Source organism: bacterium SCSIO 12741 (genome assembly GCA_024398055.1).
GTDB lineage: Bacteria > Bacteroidota > Bacteroidia > Flavobacteriales_G > Salibacteraceae > SCSIO-12741.
The window spans coordinates 4,098,327-4,123,072 of record CP073749.1 but is presented as its reverse complement, the minus strand read 5'-3'; the positions used below and the strand labels follow the sequence as shown (position 1 = coordinate 4,123,072).

General features: G+C 44.5%; 14 protein-coding genes. 8 read left to right on the top strand and 6 right to left on the bottom strand.

Annotated features, from left to right (window positions below; genetic code table 11):
* Window positions 1-4: 4 nt before the first annotated feature.
* Window positions 5-1,969, bottom strand: coding sequence for a phosphatidylinositol-specific phospholipase C domain-containing protein (locus tag KFE98_17600; GenBank protein UTW61805.1), 1,965 nt, complete (start codon window positions 1,967-1,969; stop codon window positions 5-7).
* 316 nt (window positions 1,970-2,285) lie between these two features.
* On the opposite strand from KFE98_17600, the gene KFE98_17595 reads away from it, so the two are divergent.
* The 4 genes from KFE98_17595 to KFE98_17580 are packed head-to-tail and all read left to right on the top strand — an operon-like array spanning window position 2,286 to window position 7,192.
* Window positions 2,286-3,200, top strand: a complete 915-nt coding sequence (locus tag KFE98_17595; protein ID UTW61804.1) for a hypothetical protein — start codon at window positions 2,286-2,288, stop codon at window positions 3,198-3,200.
* Between the two features lie 3 nt (window positions 3,201-3,203).
* Window positions 3,204-4,487, top strand: coding sequence for an ankyrin repeat domain-containing protein (locus KFE98_17590; GenBank protein ID UTW61803.1), 1,284 nt, complete (start codon window positions 3,204-3,206; stop codon window positions 4,485-4,487).
* A gap of 5 nt (window positions 4,488-4,492) precedes the next feature.
* Window positions 4,493-4,975, top strand: a complete 483-nt coding sequence (locus tag KFE98_17585; GenBank protein ID UTW61802.1) for a DUF2271 domain-containing protein — start codon at window positions 4,493-4,495, stop codon at window positions 4,973-4,975.
* Between the two features lie 15 nt (window positions 4,976-4,990).
* Window positions 4,991-7,192: a PepSY domain-containing protein gene (locus KFE98_17580; GenBank protein UTW61801.1), complete on the top strand. Its 2,202-nt coding sequence runs from the start codon at window positions 4,991-4,993 to the stop codon at window positions 7,190-7,192.
* A gap of 247 nt (window positions 7,193-7,439) precedes the next feature.
* Here KFE98_17580 and KFE98_17575 read toward each other — a convergent pair whose 3' ends face one another.
* Together KFE98_17575 and KFE98_17570 are read right to left on the bottom strand one after the other, a co-directional pair.
* Window positions 7,440-10,877: a T9SS type A sorting domain-containing protein gene (locus KFE98_17575; protein ID UTW61800.1), complete on the bottom strand. Its 3,438-nt coding sequence runs from the start codon at window positions 10,875-10,877 to the stop codon at window positions 7,440-7,442.
* Between the two features lie 216 nt (window positions 10,878-11,093).
* Window positions 11,094-12,563 carry a tetratricopeptide repeat protein gene (locus KFE98_17570; protein UTW61799.1) on the bottom strand — a complete coding sequence of 490 codons (1,470 nt, stop codon included), beginning with the start codon at window positions 12,561-12,563 and terminating at the stop codon, window positions 11,094-11,096.
* A gap of 100 nt (window positions 12,564-12,663) precedes the next feature.
* Between KFE98_17570 and KFE98_17565 the strand changes: the two genes are divergently transcribed.
* Entirely contained in the window at window positions 12,664-14,028 is a 1,365-nt protein-coding gene (locus KFE98_17565) for a tetratricopeptide repeat protein (protein ID UTW61798.1), read from the top strand.
* Window positions 14,029-14,067: 39 nt separating this feature from the next.
* Here KFE98_17565 and KFE98_17560 read toward each other — a convergent pair whose 3' ends face one another.
* Window positions 14,068-15,504: an SDR family oxidoreductase gene (locus tag KFE98_17560; protein ID UTW61797.1), complete on the bottom strand. Its 1,437-nt coding sequence runs from the start codon at window positions 15,502-15,504 to the stop codon at window positions 14,068-14,070.
* Window positions 15,505-15,839: 335 nt separating this feature from the next.
* Between KFE98_17560 and KFE98_17555 the strand changes: the two genes are divergently transcribed.
* The 3 genes from KFE98_17555 (at window position 15,840) to KFE98_17545 (ending at window position 22,131) form a co-directional block, all read left to right on the top strand.
* Window positions 15,840-16,715 carry a hypothetical protein gene (locus KFE98_17555; protein UTW61796.1) on the top strand — a complete coding sequence of 292 codons (876 nt, stop codon included), beginning with the start codon at window positions 15,840-15,842 and terminating at the stop codon, window positions 16,713-16,715.
* 9 nt (window positions 16,716-16,724) lie between these two features.
* The gene (locus KFE98_17550) at window positions 16,725-18,689 is read left to right on the top strand and encodes an O-antigen ligase family protein (protein ID UTW61795.1); all 1,965 of its coding nucleotides are present in this window, start codon (window positions 16,725-16,727) and stop codon (window positions 18,687-18,689) included.
* A 103-nt stretch (window positions 18,690-18,792) separates the two neighbouring features.
* Window positions 18,793-22,131: a hypothetical protein gene (locus tag KFE98_17545; GenBank protein UTW61794.1), complete on the top strand. Its 3,339-nt coding sequence runs from the start codon at window positions 18,793-18,795 to the stop codon at window positions 22,129-22,131.
* Between the two features lie 63 nt (window positions 22,132-22,194).
* On the opposite strand, the gene KFE98_17540 is transcribed toward KFE98_17545, so the two are convergent.
* On the bottom strand, window positions 22,195-22,926 hold the full coding sequence (locus tag KFE98_17540) for a response regulator transcription factor (GenBank protein ID UTW61793.1): 732 nt from the start codon (window positions 22,924-22,926) through the stop codon (window positions 22,195-22,197).
* Window positions 22,927-22,928: 2 nt separating this feature from the next.
* Window positions 22,929-24,743 (bottom strand): hypothetical protein, encoded by a 1,815-nt coding sequence (locus tag KFE98_17535; GenBank protein ID UTW61792.1) that lies wholly within the window; start codon window positions 24,741-24,743, stop codon window positions 22,929-22,931.
* Window positions 24,744-24,746: the final 3 nt, after the last annotated feature.

Here is a 24,746-nt window from a genome sequence, read left to right as displayed (position 1 = left end):
AGGTTTAATGCTCCACCACATCTTCCGCTCCTTCATGTGAAAGCTCAATGGGCATCGCCAACTTAGCCATATTGCGGGCAATAGCGACCCAAGTCCAGTCTTCGGAATAACTGTCTACTATAAAATAATTGACCGAAGCCAGGCTGTTGTAATCCGGATCTGGTGGAAGGGTGGTTTGGCCATTGACCAAGGTATTGATCACCCGATCATGGGATTGATCGGCCAAACGTGTTGGAGACCCCACCACATTAGTCGTTAAATAAGTCATCCCTGCTGAAATGGCTGTTGGCATAAAGGAAGTAGCTTTAAAGGTTACTAATGCTGTATTCTTCACTTTAGACTCCTGAGCAGTGAGTTGGCATTGGAGCATCCAAAGTTTGGATAAAGGGGCTTCATTGGCGGTTTTGGCCATAAAGTCGAGTAACTGAGTAACCGAATCTGTATCGCCGTATTTGTCTATTTCGCTGATGTAGGTACGAGCGCCATCGTCGGGAGTATTGGTTACCGCGTTGAATCCAAAATATTGATAGTTTGCATTCGGGTTGAAATCTATATCGGTGAGCATTATGACATTTCTACCTTGGGTAAAATCATTGATCGAAAAGTCAGCCAAATCCGTGTTTTTTCCAAAAATGAAGCTGTTGTTGAACAAAGGCTTAAAGATCTCGATAAGAGCCGAAAGAGGTTGTCCATTCAAAGCGATATGGCTTATGGAAACGGTGATCACTTCCTCGGGATGGGTACTGGCAAATTTCGCAATATCCTGAACCACATTATTCAGGGTTAATCGGGATGGAACCACATCGTGGTAAATCATGAAGTTGTTGACCAAAGTATTGTATCCAGGTCGAATATCTAAAAACCTACAGCCGGCCTTCAACTGCTGGTAAATACTCTTGTTTTGGGTTTTGGCATACTCCTCAACTCCGGCAATAAAGGAAGAACAGCCACTATCGTGGCTTCCTGGAATACAAACCTCAAACAAGTCGAAGCCCCCAAAAGTGGAACTAACCTCATTCAGGTCGCGCATCCAGTTTTCGTAATCGATGTTAATCGAAAGAAAATAAAGCCCTCCATTGGAATCGATCAGAAAACAAAATACACCTGCCGAATAGACGGTACTGATCTGGGCATTACCGTTGAGCTGAATGGGAATCGGTTGCCAATTGTTGTTATTCAAAAGAGCGACCCACAGTTGGGATTGATCGGCATCATTCCATCCAATCAGCGAATCTCGGGTTAGCACAGCAGTTGTCAGGTTGGGAAGTGGCATCAAGTCCGGTGCTGTGGAACTGGAATCGGAAATACTCTTGATCGAGTCCACGGCATAGCTCCCACCTTTGAGCATAAAAACCGCGTTTTTGTTGACCGAGAGCTGGTCATATCCAACTTGATCATAGGTGGTATTGTCATGAAAGATGAGACCATCAAAAAACTTCCAAACCGTTGGCGGCATTTCCTGATTCAGGTAATAAGCTATCACGAGGTATTTTTTGGAGGATTGCAGGGTAAAGTAGAAGTCGGACAAGTTGTGATCCCCAAGGTTGGTATCTGGCAGGTCAATAGTTTGGGGATTTGACCCATCGGTATGAATTAGGTACAAACAGGCCGCGTCTGAATTCAAGGCATAAGCATTTCCTCTTAAGATGCCAATGCCCGTATGACCACCTGGGCAGGAATAGTCGTACTCCATCCAACTGCTGTAAGAGTCAATCTTGGTTGCAACTACTTTAAAGTTCAGATCATTGTCACTTTGCCTAAGTAGAGCCACGATTAGCGATCCATCTGTTTTCAATTCAACGGCTACATAACCGCCTTCCACGGTATAAACGGAATTTGACTGATTACGGAATAGATCGTATTGATAAATAATGCCATTATAGACATAGAAAACATTTTGGCCTTTTGCCGCAAATACGGCAGTTGCGTCCAAATCGGCGATGTAGGAAATGTTGTTGGGTGTACTCATCTTTAGTTGTGTTAAAATTTGGGATGAATTTAGCGCCCAATGAGACTCAATACATACGTATTTATACGTGTTTTTGACGCTTCAAAAAGATTTAACTACCTCTTTATCAATCGATAATCTGACATACTACTCCAGTTTCAACGGTCCAATGAGATCCCAATCGATTGATACACTCGGGGCTCTTCTACCCTTCCCAATACACCCTCCAGCACCTTCTTGGAAAGACTGATAAATACCCTGCTTTCTATTTAGAATCATTATAAATAGGTATTGCGAGTATGTAAGCACCGCTATACGTTTGCGAAAAATTTGATCGATGAAAAATTTAGGGATACTATTCGTGCTTGTTTTTGCGGTAATAAGTCAAGGAAACGCCCAGGACAACAAGCAACAAAAGGATGCAGAAGCCATTAAAGCGATGTGTGGATGCTTTGAGGTTGGATTCAATTTTAATGAGACTTTTTCTTACTCAAAAGACTCTACCTACATGCCTTCTAAAAAGAAACATGCCGGTGCATTGGAATGGGCTCAATTGGTGGAAGACAAGGACGGAAAAATTGTGATTCAGCACCTGTTGGTGGTAGGAAGTCCTGAAAAACAAATGGTAATCAAACATTGGAGACAAGATTGGTTGTATGAAAACCAAGACTTCTACATGTTTGATGGAGACAACCAATGGAATTTCGTTCAAAAATCTGGCGAAGAAGTAAAAGGTCAATGGACTCAAAAAGTATATCAGGTAGACGACAGTCCTCGATACGAAGGATCTTCAACCTGGGCCTTTATCGACGGAAAGCGCTATTGGGAAAACACTACAGATGCTCCACTACCCCGAAGAGAATACACCCAAAGAAGCGACTACAACGTAACTGTTCGTGGCAACCGCCATGAAATTACAGCTGACGGATGGGTACATGATCAAGATAACGACAAAGTGGTTCGTGAAAGCGGAGCTGAAGATGTGTTGCTGGCCCAGGAAAAGGGCTACAACACTTACGTAAAAGTAGAAGATTCCAAATGTGCTGCGGCCCAGGAATGGTGGACCAAGAACGAAGCATTTTGGGCCAACGTACGTCTTGCCTGGGATGACGTATTCGCTGAAAATCAAAACCTGGAATTAGAAGAGAAAGTAGACGGTAAAAGACTTTACGAAGTATTGTTTGCCATGGATACTGAGAAGGCCAAGCCTAAGCAGATTAAGAAAGTGATTAAGACATTTATCAAAAAATAAGTCATGCCCGCAAAATTCACCGGGACACTTGCAACCGTTTTCCTGAGTCTTTTCCTACTTACTCATTCAGGTAAGGCCCAGGATAACAATGTTTTTGTGGAACGTGCCTACTGGACAAGTAATCCCTCTATCAAACAGGTAAAGGCGGATATCAAAAAAGGAAACGATCCCGCAGCCTTTAACAGACACAAGTTTGACGCCGTTACCTGGGCCATCATCGAGCAGGCTTCCAACAAAACCGTTTGGTACCTGCTTAAGCAGGACGGAAATGGGGTAAACAAACGTTCCCATGATGGACGTACTCCCATTTTTTGGGCAGCTTACAAGGGAAACCTGGAGTTAATGAAAGAACTCATTGCACAAGGAGCTGCAACTGATTTGATCGATGATCACGGATACAGTCTGCTCACCTTCGCGGCCACAACAGGCCAAACGAATACGGAGCTCTACGATTTATGCATTCAGCACGGATCGGATATGGGAAAGGAGAATAGTAAATCCGGTGCCTCTTCCCTGCTGCTGATGATGCCTTACATCAATACCAACGAATTGCTGGAATATTTCACCCAAAAAGGCCTGTCGATCAAAGACCTGGATAAGAAGGGTAACAATGCATTCGTGTATGCGTCTACTACCGGGAATACGTTTATGATGGAATACCTGCTCAAGCGAGGAATGGATCCAAAGGCCAATAACAGCGCTGCCATGTTGTTTGCAGCTCGGGGAACTCGCTCCAAGAAGAACGATCTGGCCACTTTCTCCTACCTGATGGATCTGGGCGTTTCCCCTGGAGCCGTTGATGAGGAGAACCGTTCAGCATTGCATTATCTTGCTGGCTATGGTAATAACCAGGAGGTTTTTGACTTTTTCCTGGATTACGGAATCAGCAGTAATCAGGCGGATGAGAAGGGAAATACGGCCTTTCACTCGGTGGTGAGTAGAAATAAGGCGGAAATCGTTCAGTTTTTTATCGACAGCAAGGCCGATGTTTTGGTGGCGAATGAAAAAGGAGAGAATGCCATTCACCTGGCCGCCAAGAGAGGTAATATCGAAATATTGAAAATGTTGCTCGCCGAAGGTCGAGGTATAAATAGCCGTACCAAAGATGGCCTTACTCCCTTGCACCTGGCTGCTATGACGTCGAAGGACGACGCCGTGTTAAAATGCCTGCTGGATCACGGTGCGGATAAATCCTTAAAAACAGAATTTGAAGAATCTGCTTTGGACCTGGCTCTGGAAAACGAGCTTTTGAAGCAAAACAACGTATCTACTGATTTTTTGAAGTAATTGCTATGAAAAAGACACTTAAAATTGTCCTATTCTTCGCCATGATAACAACTGTGTTTGCCTTCTCCACCCTTGATGGGAAGAAGGTTAAATGCATGATTCAAATGGAAAATTATGAAGGAGAAGGAGCTTATGTCATCATTTCTCTGATTAACCCGGAAGGCAAGTATGATGAGACCCTTTACGTTCAGGGAGATGACGATGAATGGTATTATGAGATCTCATCCTGGTGGAAGTTTTACGGTAGAAATCGAATTCCTTTGGATGGAATTACCGGAAGTACCATTTCGGGTGGAGAAAGAGCCATTACCGTTTTTGAAGTAGACGAATCCAAAATTGATAAAGGCTATCGTATTCGGTTTGAGTCCGCAGTTGAAGCGAAAAATTACCACGAAAAAGACGTCGAGTTTGAACTTACCACATCCAATTTGCAGAAGAAGTTTAATGGCAAAGGATTTATCCGGTATATCCGCTTACTTCCTCAATAATGATTTAGTTCGGGTATGATCCGATCGTTTTGGCGGACAGCCCACCTGTTTCTGGCTGTGGTTTGTTCCATTTTTTTGCTAATCACCTCCATTACCGGGGTGATTTTGTCGTTTGAACCGGTTCAGAATAAACTGGATCCCCACCACATTAGTCATGGTGATGGTACTTCCTTAGCAGTCTTATTGGATACACTGAAGAGCCAGCATGGCGACCTGATTGAAATGAAAGTGGATAATCGGGAGTTTTTACAAATTTCCGTCATTGACCAAAGTGGCGACTTTTTAACCTTTCATATCGACCCTAACTCCGGATTGCGGCTGGATGAAGTGGAAGAAATACCGGCCATTTATACCTTTTCCAGAAAGCTGCATCGATCCTTGTTTCTAAAAGAAACAGGCCGCCTGCTGGTCGGAATCTGCTCCTTCCTCCTCCTGTTTATTGCCCTCTCGGGTATTTTCCTGGTCATCCGTCAGCAATTGGGCATCCGACATTTCTTCTCCCGGGTAAAAAAGCACGGATTTTACTCCTATTGGCATTTGATTTTTGGACGAGTATCACTACCCGTAATTGTGATCATTGCCTTATCAGGCACCTACCTTTCCATGTATCGGTTTGAGCTGGTTTCACACACAGAGATACGATCCTTAGATCAACCCGCAACGGATCAAACGCTAAAACCTATTAGGGAATTTGAAGTGTTTAAAGCCACCAAGCTAACCCAGCTTATAGATCTACAATTTCCCTTTTCAGACGATCCCGAAGAATATTTCCTGCTGCAACTCAAGGATCGCGAAATAACCATTGACCAGTTCTCGGGAGCCATCATCGATGAACGCAAATTTGGCACTCCTCTCCTACTCAAGAACCTCAGTTACACCCTCCACACGGGCCAGGGTTCCATTCTTTGGTCTCTGGTGTTGGGCTTGGCTTCATTGGGTATATTGTTCTTTCTCTTTTCCGGAACGATGATTGCCTGGAAACGCTTGAGAAATCTAAAAACCAGAAACCTGCCGAAGCAAGATTGCAGCATCGTCATTTTGGTTGGTTCAGAAAACGGAAGTTCTGCCCGAAAAGCAAAACGGTTTAAAAAGCTACTGCTTCATAAAGGGTTTAAGGCCTACCTGGAAACCATGAACAACTACCAGGTTTATGAACAAATGGAGCAGCTGATTATCTTTACTTCTACCTATGGTAAGGGCGAGCCGCCAAGCAATGCCAAGCGGTTTAAAGAACGATTTCGTTCCATATCTCAAAACCGTCCCTTTCACTACTCTGTCCTGGGTTTCGGTTCTACTGAATACGCTGAATTTTGCAAATATGCGGAGGAGGTTAACGACCTTTTAGGCCAAACTACCCATGCCTTTAAGCCCCTGGTTAAAATTGACAAACAACACGAATCAGACTTCGAGAACTGGTTGAGAGTTTGGTGCGACCGAATGGGCATTTCTCTGGAAAAGGAAGACTTGAAGTACATCCGGAATTCTGATGAGGAGCTCACTGAATTCAAGGTGAAAAAACGAACTGATCCCACAGAGGACAATCATCAGTATTACCAATTAACGCTAAGCAACAAGAAAGCAAAATTGAAAGCCGGCGACCTCCTTGCAATAAGGCCCACTAAGGATGAGGTTGAGCGATACTATTCCGTGGGTAAAAATCGCGATGGAGACGTACTCTTGAGCATTCGAAAGCACAAGCATGGATTGTGTTCCGGATATTTAAGTCAACTATCGGTGGGTTCAACGGTTCAAACCCGAATTCAATCCAATGCTAAGTTTCATTTTCCCAGCCAAAATCATCGGGTTATTGCCATCTGCAACGGTACAGGCATCGCTCCATTTATTGGCATGGGGTATGAAAATTCCAACAAATCCGATTTTCATGTGTTTTGGGGCGGTCGATCAAGAACGGTTTTGAATGTGTTCCAGCCCCTTATAAACGAAGTTCAAGCGGATGGTCGGCTGCGGTCGTTCACTGCTGTATTTTCCAGAGAAAAGGGGGAAGAATCAATTTATATTCAGGATTTTCTGCTCGCTGAAGAACAAAAGACCTTTCTGGTGGAATCTCTACATGACGGTGCCGTTTTGATGGTGTGCGGTTCCTTGGTCATGAGATATGGGCTGATGCATAACTTGGATAAAATGCTTTCCGAAAAACAGGGCCAGCCATTGACCTATTTTGAAGAGAATGGCCAAATCCTTTCGGATTGTTATTAAAGCAGTTGCGCTAAGCTGTACAAAGTGTACGTAATCACGAGACCATGTAAAGTGAGCCGAAGTGACCGAACAGCAGAGATTGCAGGAGTCTTTGTCCACAATGCTTCCCATGATTTAAGGAATGTACAAGCTGACTTGGTTTCTTCTCACCAAAGAGGCGTCGTAAAAAAGCCCCAAAACTTACCAGAATTCCTTACGGCAAGCCTTGGGGCTACTCTATTTTAGGTTTTTAAGATCAGCCAAGGAATCACCGAATTATTCGGTAGGTCAACTCTCCTTGAAGTTCGCTTTGGATCTTTAAGAGGTAAACTCCTGACTCCGCCGGGATTTCAACCCGCATGGACTTTTCCGCATGGCCGGTCCAGCAAACCTTGCCAAGGGGATCCAACAGTTGAACCTCATCCTGGGCCCCCACTTGTGAAAGCTCTACGGTGACATAATCACCAACAACAGGATTAGGATAGACCTGGATGGTCTCTTCAAGCTCCACGTCCAATTCTGCGGTGGTACTTAACGACTTCTTGCATACAGGAGCTGGTGGCGCAATGGGATCTGGGGCGCCAATGGAAAACCAATCCATGGAGAAATCATCTGTATACGGCCGAATTTGAACCACGTTGTATCCAGGCTGAAGGGTTACCGCTGGCAACAAAACGGTAGTAAACGTGGTGTTACTACCGGTAGATGATAAGATCTGCGGCGCGGTCCAACTAGGCTTACCGTTAACGTATACTTCTATTTCGCCTCCATTTCGCCAGGCGTAATGAAGCATGAGGTCATGACTAAAGCCTTTAGGGCTATAGAAGGTATAGTTAACATAGTCTCCATCATCGAGATCTTTTACGGCCAAATCTCCACCAGGACTTTTGTAAAGCCTTAGCATTTCCCCCAAGCGACCATGTTGCAATTCACGGCGATTGAGCTTCTTATCAACCGGATCGGGAACCTGATTGATGTAGTGATTAAGCCCTTGAGGAATGGCCTTGTAATAGGCCACATTTTGCCCGCCGTAGTCATACCATTCCGCCTCTACCTTGGTATTCTCAGAGCGCGGCGTTCCACCAAAAGGCCTCGACGGACGAGCCAGAAGCGCTGACTTGGTTCCTCCGGTAACCTGCACATTAGACGTAGCTGTTAACGTGGTTTCAGTTCCTATGCCACCTCCAGTAGGTTTCATACGAATGGACAAAACATGGGTGGCCGGATTCCAGTAGTAAGCATTGGTTGCCGAAGACCATACTTGGCTTTCGCTACTTTTGGCCACATAACCCGAAGTGGATACACTTAACGCATCAGGTGAGTCAAGAATTTGGAGATCAAAAACATCTCCGTTTCTGGCATACTTCAAATGAAGGTCCAGAGGACTTGGAACGCCGTCGATCATACGTAGCTTATAGATCCTACCAATATTGGGTACCACGGCCATTTGAGACTTCTGTTGGAGACGTTCATCCAAGTGGATACAGTGTCCGTCACCCCACTCCATATACTGGGTTCCTGCATCGGGATTGGTGCTTGGTGGCGGATAATACAAACTGTAGTTGTGGTAAATTCTTAAAGCAGCGAAGTGTTCATTGGTCTTATAGCTCTTAGCGTTTCCTTGTTGAGAAAAATGCACGTCGTCCACAAAGAAGGGGTGATACACACAAACCGCACCCCAGGGTTGAGTAAAAACCCCATCTTTATCATGAGCCACGGACATCAAACGTACGGATCGCACTGGAATTTGACTGGGATCATACAACTTGGAATTGGGTGAAAAGGTGCAACCAGTAAACACATTGTTTGTTCGGTTGCCCCGTCCTCCAATCATGGCAAAAACCGACTGCTCCGTCCAATCAAAATCGGCAAAGTGGCATTCGTAGGCGGCAATGTAGCCATCGTACAAAGAGATGGCCTGATTCGGAAAGTGGGTAGAGCCAAAGGGCGCATTGGCACTGTGGCCTACAAACAAAGAATTGGTGGTTCTCCCCTCAAAGGAAGTAACTGACATTCCTTGTCCCGGGCAATCGGCCATAACGGTTTCCCGAAAATCAATACCTAATCCAATGGTACGTGTCCACCAGCCCCGAAAACAGTGATAGGCTGTAAAGTTAGTTACCGATTGCCAACCCATTGCTGAAGAAACAAAGTAGTTACCTCCGCCTACTCCGGAGCTGCTGTTATCGTTGTTGGCGTGATCCTGATGAAAGCCCGTCATGGCTCCATGAGCGCAGTTGTTGTCAAATTTCTTGATCGCTATGCGGTCTGGTTGTAGTCCATTGTATGATGGATCATTGGCCGAAGGTCCGGTAGGTCCAGTAGGCATTCCGTACCAAAATCCTGTTCCCTGAACTCCAGCTACATGGTTATTGGTAATGGTGTTATCGGGGTTAGTAATCCAGAAAGCTCCCGGTCCACGTAAACGAATGTTCACATTTCCACGATCAGAGCCAATGAATGAATTGGGACCTACTCCGTTTGGAGGCCTACGAACGTTCATGACCAGGTTGTGATCCATGGTCACCCCGCTTTCAACCGCATCTTCAAAGAACATGGCATGACCCTGGGTTTCAAAAACCACATTATCGTTGACCACGGCATTTTGAGAGCCGTGAACGGTAACTGCTCTGAAGTACAGGTGGTGTAAGGAACAGTTCTTTATGTATTGCCCAGTCACATCCTTGGCCAAATGCCAATGGAAGGGATAGCGGGCCTTAAGGCTTTCTTGTCCCATACGGGTGAGCTCCACACCAGATACGTAGCCATAGGAATTGAGCATAATCATGATATGTCCACCGTGATGGGTAGTTTCTGAACTTAAGTCTCCCTGAATTTTGATATTTCGGGTAAGCACGCCTACTTCGGTTCGCTGATCCAATTCCCAACTGCGATTTCCATTGCTGTAGGATTGAATCTCACCAAAGTGATTATATTCCAACTGATCAACCAGTTCAATAATAACATCATTTCCAATCGGGGTAACACCAGCAATCTCGTGTACTTCGGCCTCTTGAAGGTGTCCATCATCGCTATTAAAGGGCATTTGTTCAAAATCGTAGGTCGCAGATGAGGCAATGGCAATTGAATCCCCAACATGCCACCCATCTATGGTTTGCGCAACTTGAATCTCGTAACTCCCTTCGAAGGCCGTTTGGTTCAACTGTGTCCAGGAGTCCTTATAAAGTCCATGAATGTGAAGAGTACCTCCCATCATGGCCATAATTCCCTTAGAGTTTTGCGCTGGTATAGAGGTAACACCGGGAATAGTACTCGGGTTTTGTCCCACCAAAGTAAGGGTACCAGTACCGTTGAACGGAGCTGTTTCGGTTCCCCATTCAAACAAGGCATTACTTCCAGAAATGAGAATATATTCAGTTTTGATATCCACTTGGGTCAAATTCGGATCAACCACAAGTTGTCCATGAACCCGTATCCCTTGCACCTCAATATTCTGGTCTATGAGAATGGCGGATCCGGAAGGAATGGTCACCTCTGCTCCCGCTCCGGGTACTACGCCACCCACCCAACTGGCGGGATCAGACCATTCCATTAAACTACCAGCCGAAGGCGAAACTGGATAGCTGTAATTGGTCCCTGTGGTCACCGAATTTATCTGAGTCGGTGGTGGGGTGTTAGAAAAAGAAAGATTAGGAAACAAGACACAAAGGACTGCTCCCAAGATGAGTTGAATTGTAAGTTTCATGATAGTTTGTTTATAGTTGTTAAGCCAGTGAATTTACGAAGCTGGATAACGTGATTGACAAGGATGGATAATTAAATTAAATCGACACACAAAAAGGCATTTGGAATGCCAGACATGCTTCAACTCCAAGAACAAACACCCTCATTACAAGACACTTAAATCAAACCACCTAAACTAAAATCACAATTAACTACACTAACTGTATAACCTGTAAGATTATTGCCCTAAATACCTTTTCAAAACCCGCTCAAAAAGGCTGTGCAACGGAAAAATCATACCCGCCAAAAGGACGTTAACCCCCAACTTGATCAAAGGTTCGCCATTGGAGATTTGATCCACCCAGGGGTCTGTGACAACGAGCAGAAACTCGAAAAGGATCAAGATGGGCAAAAACACCGCCAGCTCAAGACTCCAGGCTGGTAGATGAACCCGACCAAGCAAAAATGTAAGGCCAAACAAACTCAACAGCCCCACTCCTATTCCCGAATACTGCAAGGTATCCCTTCTCGATTTTGCCTCCGCATTCAGGCGGGCTGCTTCCTGCTGTTCCTGCTCTTTGATGAGTTGCTCCTTTTCAAATTGAGCTCTACTTTCCGTTTGGGCAATTTGTTTTTTTACATCATCCGACTTTAAGCTGTCGAGATAGGATATATGACTTTTGTAGAAGGTCAAGGCATCAGCGTTCCGTCCTTCCTTTTCGGCAATTTGAGAGAGTAACAAGTACAACTCACTGCTTTCTTTAAGTACTTCAATTTCCAGGCATAGTTTCTCTGCGTCCGCAGCATGTTGCTTGGCTTGCGTTAAGTTGTTTTTACCGAGCTCCAATCGACCGAGCGAAATCAATATGGAAGCATTGTTTTTTTTGCTGTTCATTTCTTGGCTAATGAGCAGCGCCTGTTCATAATATTCGTAAACCTTGGCAGAGTCACCCTTCAGGTCATAGGCAGCTGCCATATATTCATGGGCAGACATTTCCATCAGTCGATTTCCGATTTCCTTATTCATTTCCAACCCTTGATCAAAAAGTACGAGGGCTGAATCAACCTGACCCTGTTCCAAAAGAATGAGCCCTATATTAAGTTTCGATAAGGCTACCCCATTGATGTTGTTGATCTGTTGAAAGTGATCATGACTGCGTCGATAACTATTCAAGGCCTTCTCCATATCACCCAAGTGATAATAAATCCCAGACAAGCTGTTTAAGGAGTTGGCCATGCCTAAAGTGTCATTCTTTTCTTGGTGGGTATTCAGGCTCTTTTGGTGGATTTCCAAAGCATGAAAAAAATCGCCTTGATTGTAATAAATACCCCCAAGATTACCCCGCATACTGCTAACCATTCTGGGTTCATCAATCGAATCGGCCAGCTTAATTCCCTGCTCATATTTGGCAATGGCTTCATCATATTGCCCTTGAATGGCATGAGCAATACCCTGTAAATTAAGCCCTTTAACAACGCCTTTTAAATAGCGGGAATCTCTGGAAAAATCGGTTAATTCCCGAGCCAATATGGCGGCACTATCCGGCTGAGAGAATAGCAAGCCTTTAAACAAATGGGTTTGAAGCGCCTCCACCCGAATCGAATCCGAGAGACTGCTATCGTTCCAAACAGTGAGTAAACTATCGGCATTGGATTGGGCCTGAATGAAAGAACTAAAAAGCAAAAGACCAACGAGCAGTTTTTTCATGGGGAGCAAATTTTGTTTCTAAGGTATATATTCAATGAACAAACTACTCCAACAAGCCCAAAGTTCTTCTAACTTAGACCTCTGACTACAAGCTTGTTCCATGAAACATCTACTTTTCACTCTTCTGATCCTAACCATCCATTTGATTCCCAATAAAGCGATTGCAAATACGGATAGTCTAAACGCGGTGTGGAGCGATCCTTCCCTACCCGACTCTGTGAGGATAGCGGCCGGGGCCAAACTGGCCTGGGATGGTTATCTATTTTCTCAACCAGACACGGCTTTTGTGATTGCCAATGACCTTTATGAAATGGCAAAAAGAATAGATCACCTCAAATGGCAGTCATCAGCTCTAAACATTCAAGGAATCAGCTGCCACATACGTGGAATGGACGACAAGGCCTTAATCTACTTTAACCGTTGCCTGGAAATAAACAAGGAATTAGGAGGAAAGAAAGGAATCGCCAACATGCAGAACAACATTGGCCTAATCTACCTGGATCAAGAGAAATTGGAGAAAGCCAAGGAGACCTTTTTGGCCGTGCTTAAAATCCGCGAAGAACTCAACCAAACCAAGGCCATGTCCAAAACCCTGAACAACCTGGGGCTTGTGTATATAGAACTGACCGAATATGACAAAGCGTTGAAGGTGTTTGAGCAAAGTCTGGAAATCAAAAAAGAATTCAATGATCCTAAGGAAATCGCCGCCGCCTACAACAATATAGGCCTGGTCTATCATCGGCAGGATAGTTTTGATCTGGCATTGAAATTCTACGAATTGACCCTGAAAATTCGCCTGGAGGTAAATGACTTAAGGGATCTATCTACCTCCTACTACAACCTGGGTGAAGTGTATTTTCAAAAAGGATATCTTGACAAGGCACAACCCTTACTTGATAAATCTTTAGCCATTGCTGAAGAAATTGGATGGCCAGATCGAATTTCTACCTGTACCGGTACCCTGTATAAGATCCAGGAAGAAAAAGGCAACGACAAGGAAGCTCTTAAGCTGTATAAAGTGCACGTGACCATGAGGGACAGTGTAAAGTCAGCCGAAGTGACCGAACAGCTTGCCCAAGCTGAATCGCGCATTCAGTTTGAAAAGGAACTACTCATTCGAGAACAAGATAAAAAGGAGGCCGAGCGACAAGCCGCAGTAGCTAAAGAAAGACGGAATACACTCCAATATTCGGGAATTGGAGCCGGTGTATTCTTGCTCTTTGGTCTGCTGTTTTTGCTGGTTAGAATCCCTTTACCAGCTTGGGCAGTAGAGTTGGCCACCTTTCTCCCATTTTTGATCCTGTTTGAATTCCTTCTCGTAATTACCGATCCCTGGGTGGAAAGTCTAACCGGTGGTGAACCGCTTTACAAGCTCCTGGTTAATGCCCTGCTGGCCGGATTCATTTTCCCCTTGCACAGCTTCTTTGAAAGATTACTGAAGAAACGGTTGTTCAATTTAGAATGATTGCTTTGCTGGGTAATATGGGTGAATTTATTCGAATAGCTAACCGGCTATCTTCCGCCCCATTCCTTCAAACAAAAAGGCATGAAAAGGACTCACCGAATACCAATAAAGCCTTCCCGTTAACCCCCTTGGCCTAAAAGTGGCTTGTTGAACCAGAATGTCCTGCCCATTTTCCTGGCTTCGAATATTGAATTCTAACCAAGCCTCCCCAGGCAACTTCATTTCTGCATAGAGGAGCAATCGGCCCTTACCCGGATCGGCCACAAGTACACGCCAAAAATCCAAAGCATCACCCGGATGAATCTGCAGGGCATTGGTGCGGCCTCTCCTAAGACCAACTCCACCCACAAGGCGATCGAGAAAACCACGGATTTTCCACAACCAGCTGGCATAATACCATCCTTTTTTGCCGCCAATTTGCCAGAGTCGTTTCAAAACGGTCTCTTGGGTATCACCCAGCCTAAAAGTTCGATTATCAATGAAACATCCTTGCGAAGGGACCCGAATATGTTGGTTCCAATTTTGCTCCTTGCCACTTGATGATAGGGCGTCATTCCAACTGGAAACCACCATGTTCTGCTCGATTTTCCCAAAGGCATTTTGAACCGCGTCCTTGTAACTGATCAATTCGATCTGCAGAATATCCTGCAAGCGGTTATCCCGGCATACCACTTCCACCTTCATACTCTTCACCAGGTTAACGGCAAGCTTGTAGTTGGTAGATGTGATAAAATAGAGCCAATAGGAAGATAATCTGGGTGTCATTACGGGTAAGGTGTATATCAGCCGCTTAAGGCCTCTGACTGAGCCAAAATCGAGCATCATTTGTTTGTAGCTCAACACTTCTGGCCCACCAATGTCAAAAGTTTCATTGTAAGTCTTCTCATTTTGAATCACACCGAGTAAGTAGTCAATGACATTGCGGATGGAAATGGGCTGGCAAAGTGTATTTACCCACCTGGGAGTTACCATGACTGGGATTTTTTCAACCAGATCCCGAATAATCTCAAAAGAAGCACTCCCCGACCCAACAATAATGGCAGCCCGAAGAATAGTGGTTTTGAATGCTCCTTTTTTCAACTCCTCTTCCACACCTTTGCGCGAAGCCAGGTGTTCGGATAAGTGATTTTCATGAGCGATTCCCCCAAGGTATATAACCTGCTCGCATTGCAGGCTTTCCGCCAAAAGTCTAAAATGCCTGGCTGTATTTAGTTCACTTTGGGCAATGCCTTCGGTAGATTCGGATAAGGAGTGAATTAAGTAATAGGCTACTGACACGGGTTTCAGGTTGGAAGGCGGCACCAAGGGTTCGTTGAAATCTGTTTCAAGCACTTCTAGCTGATCATCAAATCCTACCGGCGGAGTGAAACGCTGCCGGTTTCTCACACAGCAAGTCACCGAATAACCGCGCTGTAGCAGAGATTGCAGCAGTCTTTTTCCAATATATCCCGTGGCTCCAGTGGGTAATACGTGCAAGTTTGTTCGATTTAAAGGGTTATCAGATGTAGCCGATCCGAAACTTGAATTTCGGTAGCTCCCATAAGTTAGACGTTAAAACCGGCCATAAAGTTCGTTTTTAGGCAAAACCGAGAAGTTGAGGGAAATCGAGATTCTGTGGCTGGACGTAGGCAAGTACAGAACAAATAACAAGCTAACCATCTAGCACCAACAACCATGCAGTTCAATAGAAAATGAAGAGTTTTCGGAAGTCAATTTTTTCAATGCTCGCTCCATCTGGGTTCTTTATCTCCCTTTTTGACCTGGATAGAAAACCAAATCTCATCCAATTTCCACTCCTCTGATCTGACCACTTGATGCATTTTTCGAATCAGGCTTATATTTGTCTGAAGCAGACACAGAACATTAACCTAAAACCTACGATTCTGAAATCAGAAGATATTTACAACATCATGCAGCAAGTGATGCTGTGTGAGAACAACCACCACCAGCAACCAGACTCTCTTTGGGTCATTGGGTTGAACAAGAAAATCAAAATCCTATACATCGAGCAACTCAGCCGAAATGCTGACCCATCGGTTATTTTCGGATTAGCCGTGGACAAATTGGCCGATCGACTTATTCTCGTTCACCGAGCTGCTTCCGGCGATTTATCACCCAGCCAACAGGATCTGGACTTTACCGACAAGATCATCAAAGTAGGTCGTTTTTTAAACGTGGTGGTGATCGATCACTTGATCCTATCTGATAGCGGTTTTAAAAGCCTTTCGGATGAAGGGATTATTGAGGATCTGGAGAAATCAGGAAACTTTGAAGTTTTGGATTCCGCCAAGCCCGAACTGACGAAATGGAAGACCTCCATGGAGCAGGAAAAATCCCGACAATCTATCTCTTCAGGCAATGCCTTCCGAAAATTGAAAGAAGGTGTCATCAATGTTTTTGACTACATGCTTGAGGGCAAGAAAAGATTCGCGGAATTGGAACGTATCAAAATTGAAAATGAGCGGCTAAAAACGGCTGCTGAAATGGATAGCGTTCTTAAGGAGGAAGCCAAGCTAAAAAACCAATTGCTGCAACATGAAATAAACGTCAAACGAGCGGAGCACCTTAAGGAATTGGGCTATTCGGAAGAACGAATTCAAAACATGCTGGAGCGTGAGAATTTTGCGGCTTTCAACTCGTTGAACGTTGTGACGAACCGAAAAAGTAAACTTTCCTCCAACGAATAGTTCTCCTCCATGGCATCCATGCCCGATTTGATGAAAAGGTTGAGTCCTGCCCTGCTTCCAATCGGTGTGTTGGTTGTTGTACTCGCTTTTTCCAATCAATTCTTAGATCCTACTCAACCCCTTAGATTTGAGGTTCTCGCCCTACTTTGCCTGGGCTTGAATGGCTGGATGTTTTTCCAAACCAAACTAAAACTGGACACCAAACTTTCGATGGGGTTCTTTGGCTCTCAGGTTCTCTTCCTAATCCTTGGCTTTATTGGGGTATTTGGCGTAGCTGATCCGTATTCTGGCGTTTTTGAGATGCTTAAGCTATTGCTCCTTTTCAACTTTATTCTAACCGCATACTTCTACCTAAAACAGTACGGTGACTTAAACTTCGAAAAATTGGGCTACGCCTTTGCCGGTATCCAATTAGCTACTTTACTCGGCCTGGGATATGCCTGCCTAAATACGGAGGTCATTTCTCAAAAATTGATGGGTGGCTTGTTCGTCAATCCAAACCTGACCAGTCAGGTGCTGTTTTTAACCCTGCCCCTGATCCTGCATACCTTGATCCAGTCCAGGAACCTGGTCCTTCGAATCGCTTTGGTTACGTTAACCGTGACCAATCTTTTGGCTCTTTATTTACTCGGATCCTGGACCGTGTTTTTGGCCCTGGCTGTTTTTATGATGGCATCGTTAGGCCTTTACTTTTTTAGTTCAAGTCAATTTTCCAAAGGTTTGAAGTATGCCCTGGCTGGATTTGGGTTAGTTGGACTTGCCGCACTCCTGTTTACCCTGCAATCCTACCTGGTTGAAAGGCCGTCCTTCAGCCACCGTAAAGTACTCTGGGAAAGGACGCTGGGCATGATCCAGGAAAAACCTCTTCTCGGAGAAGGCATCAGCAGTTGGCGAGTGCATAACCAATACCATGTACGGCCTAATGAGCTGGAATTACATCAAGCAGTAGGCAACGATTTCTACTTGGGGGGCACCACCTTTTACCTTAGACCTCACAATGATTTTCTCTGGATTTGGTCAGAAATGGGTTTCCTCGGATTGTTGCTCTACCTGGCTGGATTTGGACTGGCCCTTTACGCCGGAATCTATCTAATCTTCAACGGGGATTCAAAATCGAGGACCTTGATTCTAATCTCCACATCCGCACTGCTCTCCTATTTAGTTATAGCGGCATTAAGCTTTCCCAAAGAGCGAATCGGGTTATCGGTGATTTTGTCCATCTACTCTGTTATTCTGTTGGTTCATTACGATCGGCTAAAGCTTCAACAATCAGGTAGCATTTCTCTCCACCGTGGAATTGCCGGCATTTTGGCCCTTATGGCAGGTTACGGAATCTTCATTGGCTCTGAACGGTTAAAGGCCGATTACCACATGCGAAATGCCTTAGAGGCTAAGGAAAGTAAACAGTGGCAAAAAGGGTTATCCGAACTGCGTCAAGGGGAAAGTGATTTATACAGAATAGCCAGCAATGGCATTCCAGTTAGCTGGTACCAGGGTACTTTTCAAATGGAATTGGGACAGGTTCAAAAAGCCCATGAGTACTTTTTAAAAGCCTATCAATTTCACCCGACTCAAATCCATGTTTTAAACAATTTAGGCACCTCCTATGGCGTTCAGGGAGAGATTGATTCAGCCATCGTTTTTTATCGAAAAGCCACGCAGTTTGACCCCGTATTTGAAGAACCCAGAATCAACCTGAGTGGGATCTATTTCAACCAGGGAGACCTCGATCGAGCCTGGTTTGAAATCGCTCAGGTATCACCCTATTCCAGCCACCCTCAATACCGGCTTTTTGTTCTTACTATACTTCGGGCCAAATGGGAGGAAACGTTGGTAAAACAGGCCATCGAAAAAGGAATTGAAGAGAAAGCTCAGAAGAAATTGACCTTGGACTATGAACTTCTCCTACTCTTTAAAAAACATCTTGACACCGGAAGAGATTTTGATGTTTTGTTTTTTGAAGAGCTTCAATAAATCACCCATTTCAACTTCCCTAACCCTTTGTTCCTCTAAGGAAAAGCACCCAATAAGTTGTATATTCGTGAATTATACAGTTTTAGCCACAAAAGCAAACCTTATGTTCTGTCATCTAACCAAACGAGCCCGGTCTTTGTCGATCCTATCCTTTTTATTGGTTTTCGCCTGGACCCAGCAGTTGAATGCACAATCGATTACAACCGTTACACCCAACACTGGAAAAATTGGTCAACAGTTGAACTTGTTACTCAGTGGAACAAGTTTGAATTTTACTAGTGGAACCGCTTCGATTCAAACCACTTTCAAAAAAGGAACGACCAATATTTCCGCTCCTTGCACTAGTATTGGTTCAGGTGGTGCAGTCCCTGAAGTTTATTTGGATTTGACCAATACCAGCTACCCCGCTGGTTTTTATGACCTAGAGGTGAATAGCACTGATCATGGTCTATTGACCTTGAGCAACGCTTTTTACATCGACACAACCCGACTTTTATCGACTACTCCACAAAAAATCTATCACCCAAACACCAATGTCAAAGTGGACATAGTTGGGTATCAAGTCAACTTTAATCAGGTTACTGCTAATCCCTACTACTTTAGAAATCAAGATACTATTCGCACGACATTGGGTACAGTTAGAGGAACAGACACCTTAGGAATAACGGTTAATATAAATGCTCCAACTATTCGTGAAGGGAATTACGACCTACATGTTATGACTTCTGGCGGCCCGCTAATTCTTCGAAATGCATTACAAGTTCTTGGGACGAATATTAGTGGAACCGTGTACTTTGATGCAAATCAGAATAACATAATGGATCCTGGAGAGCTTCCAATTTCTGGGGTTAGCATAAAACTTGCGGGACATAGATCGGCCTATACTGGCACGAATGGAAAATATCGATTCAGTAACGTAGGAGGTGGAACCTTTGAGGTGATACGCCTGCCTAAATCTTGGGCCAATTCATTGGCTCCCCGAGATACCCAAACTGTGGTTGTAACCTCGGGTAACGAATTTACCGCAAATTTTGGTCTCACCATAAGCAATCCTTATGTTCAGTTATACGCTTCGGTTGGAAGAACCAGATGTTTTAGTCTGAATAACACCTACACCATCCAATTAAAGAATTATAGAAACCAAAACAGTGATGGCGTCTATTATTTCATCAAGGATCCCCTTATAAATTATTCAACGAATACAATTAGCAAGGCAGATTCTATACGTGGAGATACTGCTTTCTTTAGTTATTCAGGCCTTGCTCCTTTAGCTACAGTCAATAAAACAGTTGATTGTGATTTTCCTGGTGTTAACACCTTAGGTGTGGGGGCTATAGTTAAAAATAAGGTTCATACCTACAGAGTGAATGGCAGCGGCGTAAAAGTGGCAGGAACAGATTACAGTACCTATGTTACATCAATAAATCGTTGCTCCTACGACCCCAATGATAAAGCCGCCACACCTCCTGGATTTGACAGTTTGGGATATGTACCCTATGACACCTACAAACTCGAGTATAAAATCCGTTTCCAGAATACAGGTAATGATACAGCATACCGCGTCCAAATTCTGGATACCCTTTCCGCAGATTTAAACTGGTCCACCTTCCAATACCTGGATGCCAGTCATAATGTTATCACCGAATTAGACACCAATGGTATTGTCACCTTCACCTTCGACAACATATTCTTGGTAGACAGTGCTACGAACGAACCAGCGAGTAACGGATTTGTAACTTTCAGCATTGAAAGAGATAGCAGCCTGGCTGACTCCACTACGGTATCGAACCGGGCCGGAATTTACTTTGATTTCAACCCACCGATTATTACCAATTATGCGGTCAATACCTTTGCTACTTTCCAGCCTATCTGGTCGTATAAAAATGACACGATCTGCGATGGCCAAACCTATACTTTCCCGAATGGAAATACTTCTACGGTAGCCGCAATAGATACCAGTCATTACGTACTACGAACGGGCCATGATAGTAGTTCGGTGATCAATCTTTTGGTGGATCCGAGTCATAATTTCATGAATCAGGTGAACATGTGCCCTGGTGGAGTTTATACTTTCCCGGATGGCGATACTTCTTCCATTTCCCATACCGATACCAGTTTCTTCATTAATCAGTATGGCTGCGATAGCTTGATTGAAACCCATTTGATCGTTTACCCGATATATGAAAGGACGGATTCGATATCCCTCTGCCCTGGTCAATCCTATCAGATTCCTGGAGGTCCAACGGTATCCACGGCAGGAGTTCATACCTGGAAGTATTCTACTCAAAACAATTGCGATAGTACGGTCCACTTTGTGTTGAGCTATACCCCGGCTTTCAATCAATTGAAACAAGCCAGTATATGCAACGGTGAAACCTACGTTTTCCCGAAAGGAAATACGGGCACTCAAAGCATGGTGGATTCAGCCATGTTCAAAGCTCAAGGGGGCTGTGATAGTTTGGTTGTGACCTTCTTAAATGTGATTCCTACCTACAACCGGGTTAATCAAGTCACGATTTGTTCTGGAACCGTATATACCTTCCCTGATGGGGACACATCTACCGTAACTCGAACCGATACGAGTGTATTTAAAAACGTTTTGGGTTGTGATAGTTTGATCGAGACTCAATTGGTGGTGAATCCTTCTTATGAACTTACCCAGCCTGTCGCCCTTTGCCAAGGTGAAAGCTTTACCATTCCTGGTGGACCTACCCTGACCAGTCCGGGAACACATACCTGGAAATACTCCACTCAAAATTCATGCGACAGTACCGTTCACTTCGTATTGACTTACCACGCTGAATTTAAGCAGACCAAACAGGCCAGTATTTGTAAGGGCGAAACCTACGTTTTCCCAAAAGGAAATACAGCTACTCAAAATGCCATTGACTCGGCTCTATTCCAAGCCAAAGGTGGTTGTGATAGTCTGGTTATTACTCAACTGTCTGTAATTCCGGTTGACACGAGCGTTCTTCATTCTAATGGACAATTAAAGGCTCAGGATTTAAGTGCCAATCAATACCAATGGATAGACTGTCAAACTGGACAAGCTGTAGCGGGGGCCAATAGCTCATCTTTCATGCCTGATGTTAATGGAAGTTACGCCTTGGTCGTTACCCGAAATGGATGTACCGATACCTCTGCCTGCCACAAAATTGGTTATGTAGGAATTGAAGGTAGTATTCAGTCCGATGGAATAAGCCTCTACCCTAACCCAACTTCGGGCAAGGCTATCCTTAAAATTCAGTCTAAAGAACAAGAACTCATTGGACTTACTGTTCGCAATCCTTTGGGTCAGGTAATTATTGAAATGGAGGAAGAACTTATCCCTGGTGAAAATCAATTGGAAATTCCCGATGAGTTTTCCGTATCAGGCATTTACCAAATCACGGTGACCCGTGATGGTCAGCAGGTTTCATTGATGCTTGCCGTGGAGAAATAACCCCGGGAAGAAGCCTTAACAAAATAGAGATGCCCGTCCGGTTCTAAATCAGGCGGGCATTTTTTATACCAGAATTTTGTAGTTCTGCTTAATGGCTTGTAGGTAGCGACGACTTAAGGGGAGTAATTTTCCACCCTTCATTTCAACCGTAGAATCTTGCGGAGATAAAGACCTAATGCTATCCACTTGAACCACATAGGTTCGATGAATTCGAACGAAAGAGGATGCAGGCAGCAATTCCTGTAACTCTTTTAAGGAATATTGAATCAGGTAATTTTCCTTGGCCGTATGCAATTGGCAATACCGTCCCTCAACCTGAATGTATTCCACATCTTCAAATTGCAGCTTAACCATTCGATCCCGCTTTTTGACAAACAAGCATTTGACCTCCTCCCGTTTTGTGTCAGCCTGATCGGGGCTGTAAAACTGTTCCAAAGCCAGTTCAATGGCATAGACCAATTCCATAGGATTATAGGGTTTGAGCAGGTAACCACAAGGCACCGTTCGACGGGCTTGCTCAAAAGTTTCGCGGTCTTGCATATTGGTTAAAAACAGAACTGGAACCCGTTTACTCTGATCCTGATATATATGCTGAGCCAATTTGATCCCGCCTTTTTCTCCATTCAAAACAATATCGATGAGTACTATATCGGGTTGGCTCAAATGAAATTGACCGATGGCTTCGGTTAAGTTATTTGCCGCAGTTACCCGGTATTGGAGCTCCAACAATTCATTCTTAAGTTCCTCCGCCATTTCCGGATCATCTTCAACAATAAGAACATGAATTTTTTCCATAATTAATTTCTCTTTTTTAGGCAGACTATAAACCTGGTTCCAAATTCCTCTTTTGATTCTACGTAGATAGAGCCACCGCATTTCCGCAACAACTCCCGGCACAAATGCAATCCTAAGCCCGTACTTTGGAAACCGGCCGTATCCTTACCGGCCCTTTTTTGTGGTGTCAATTCAAACAGATAGCCTTGTTTTTCTTCTGGAATTGTGGAACCGGTATTTTCCACCACGATGCCTACAAAGGGCTCTGATTCCGGACGAATGTACGCCTGAATTGTACCCCGCTCAGGGGTGAATTTTACTGCATTTTCAATCAGGTTACGAAAGATGATTCGCAGCAAATTGTAATCCGCTTCCACCTGTACATCCAGAGGAATGCTATTCGTCCAGGTCAACTGCTTATCGCCCAATATCGACTGAAAGTCATAGAGCACCTGCTCAAGAACTCGTTGTGGTTTATGAGCTTCTGGGTGAATGTGTAAGCCGTCGGTCTCCTGCAAGGACCAATGCAGGAGATTGTCCAACAGGTTGTGGGTTTCTTTAATGCTCTGGTGGTTTTTCTTAAGGCTGGCTGACCAGCGGGTTTGTTCCTCTTTAGGAACTTCTTTAATCATGTTTTTATGGCTCCGCTCCAATCGTTGAACAGGTCCTCTAAGGTCGTGAGCTACAATGGAGAATAACCGATTTTTTATTGAATTCAGGTGTTGCAAGTTTTCCTTTTGCTGTTGAATAATCCGATTGTTCCTTCGGGTTGCCCGGTACATCCACCACAAAAACAGGGCAATACACAGGGATAACAAAGCCAGGGCTATCATTAAGTTACGCTCGCTGCGTTGACGGGCCGCCTCCTTTTCCTGAATGGCCTGCTCCTGCTTAAGGATTTTGATTTCATCTTCCCGAATCTTAAGCTCCAACCTTCGTTGCTCCTTAGCCATTTCCCATACGGGAGATTCGCTCTGAGCACTATCCTGGGCATCCACATAACTTCGCAGGTGATCGAGCGCATTTTGAGGCCGATTAAGCGCTTCTTCAACCAGGGATAAATTGAAATTCAACTCAGCCTGGTATTCTCTTTGTCCGGTAGCAGTAATAAGTTGTTTGCACCGCTTCCAATACTTCAGCGCCAAAGGGTCCTCTTCCTTCAGGTAATGGACTAAACCCAGGTTTAAGTAGGAAACAATTAAGTCGTTGCTATCAGCGAGTTCCTGTTGGAGTTGAATGTTCTTATGCAAATAGTACTGAGCCGAATCCAAGTCCTCGCTTTCCGGTTCCAGGTAGCAAATGGCCAATCCATTGTAAACAGCCTCTTGCAAGGCCGGTTCTTGATCCAAATCTTCGAGATTAAGTAGCTTTTTGAATTGTTCTAATGCCTCAGCAGGTTTCCCTTGTTGATAGGTATTGGCCGCCCAATCGGATCGAATGAAAGACTGCTCCGAAAACTGGAGCTTCTCACCCATTTCTAAGGCTTCTTGGTAGGCCTGACCCGCATCTTCGAAAAGCGATAAGCTATTCAGCGTTCGGCCGAGAACCAGTTGAACGAAATAGTGCAAGGTATCTTGATGCTGTAACTCCTCATCCTCCTGCAACAGGATCAGCTGTGAATAGAGCGCCTCGTAGTCCTTGTTTTCCCAATACTTGTGCATCCGGTGGTAGGATTGGGCGATTGAGCTCTCCGCAGCTATAGATGGTCGCGGATGGCAGACAGGACAGTGCCGAGCGGCATCTTCGGATATGGATCGATCTTCCTGAGCAATACCCAACAAGGATAAACCCAGAAAAAACCAGGTAACTAACCCATGGAGAATGGATTTGACAGCCAAAGG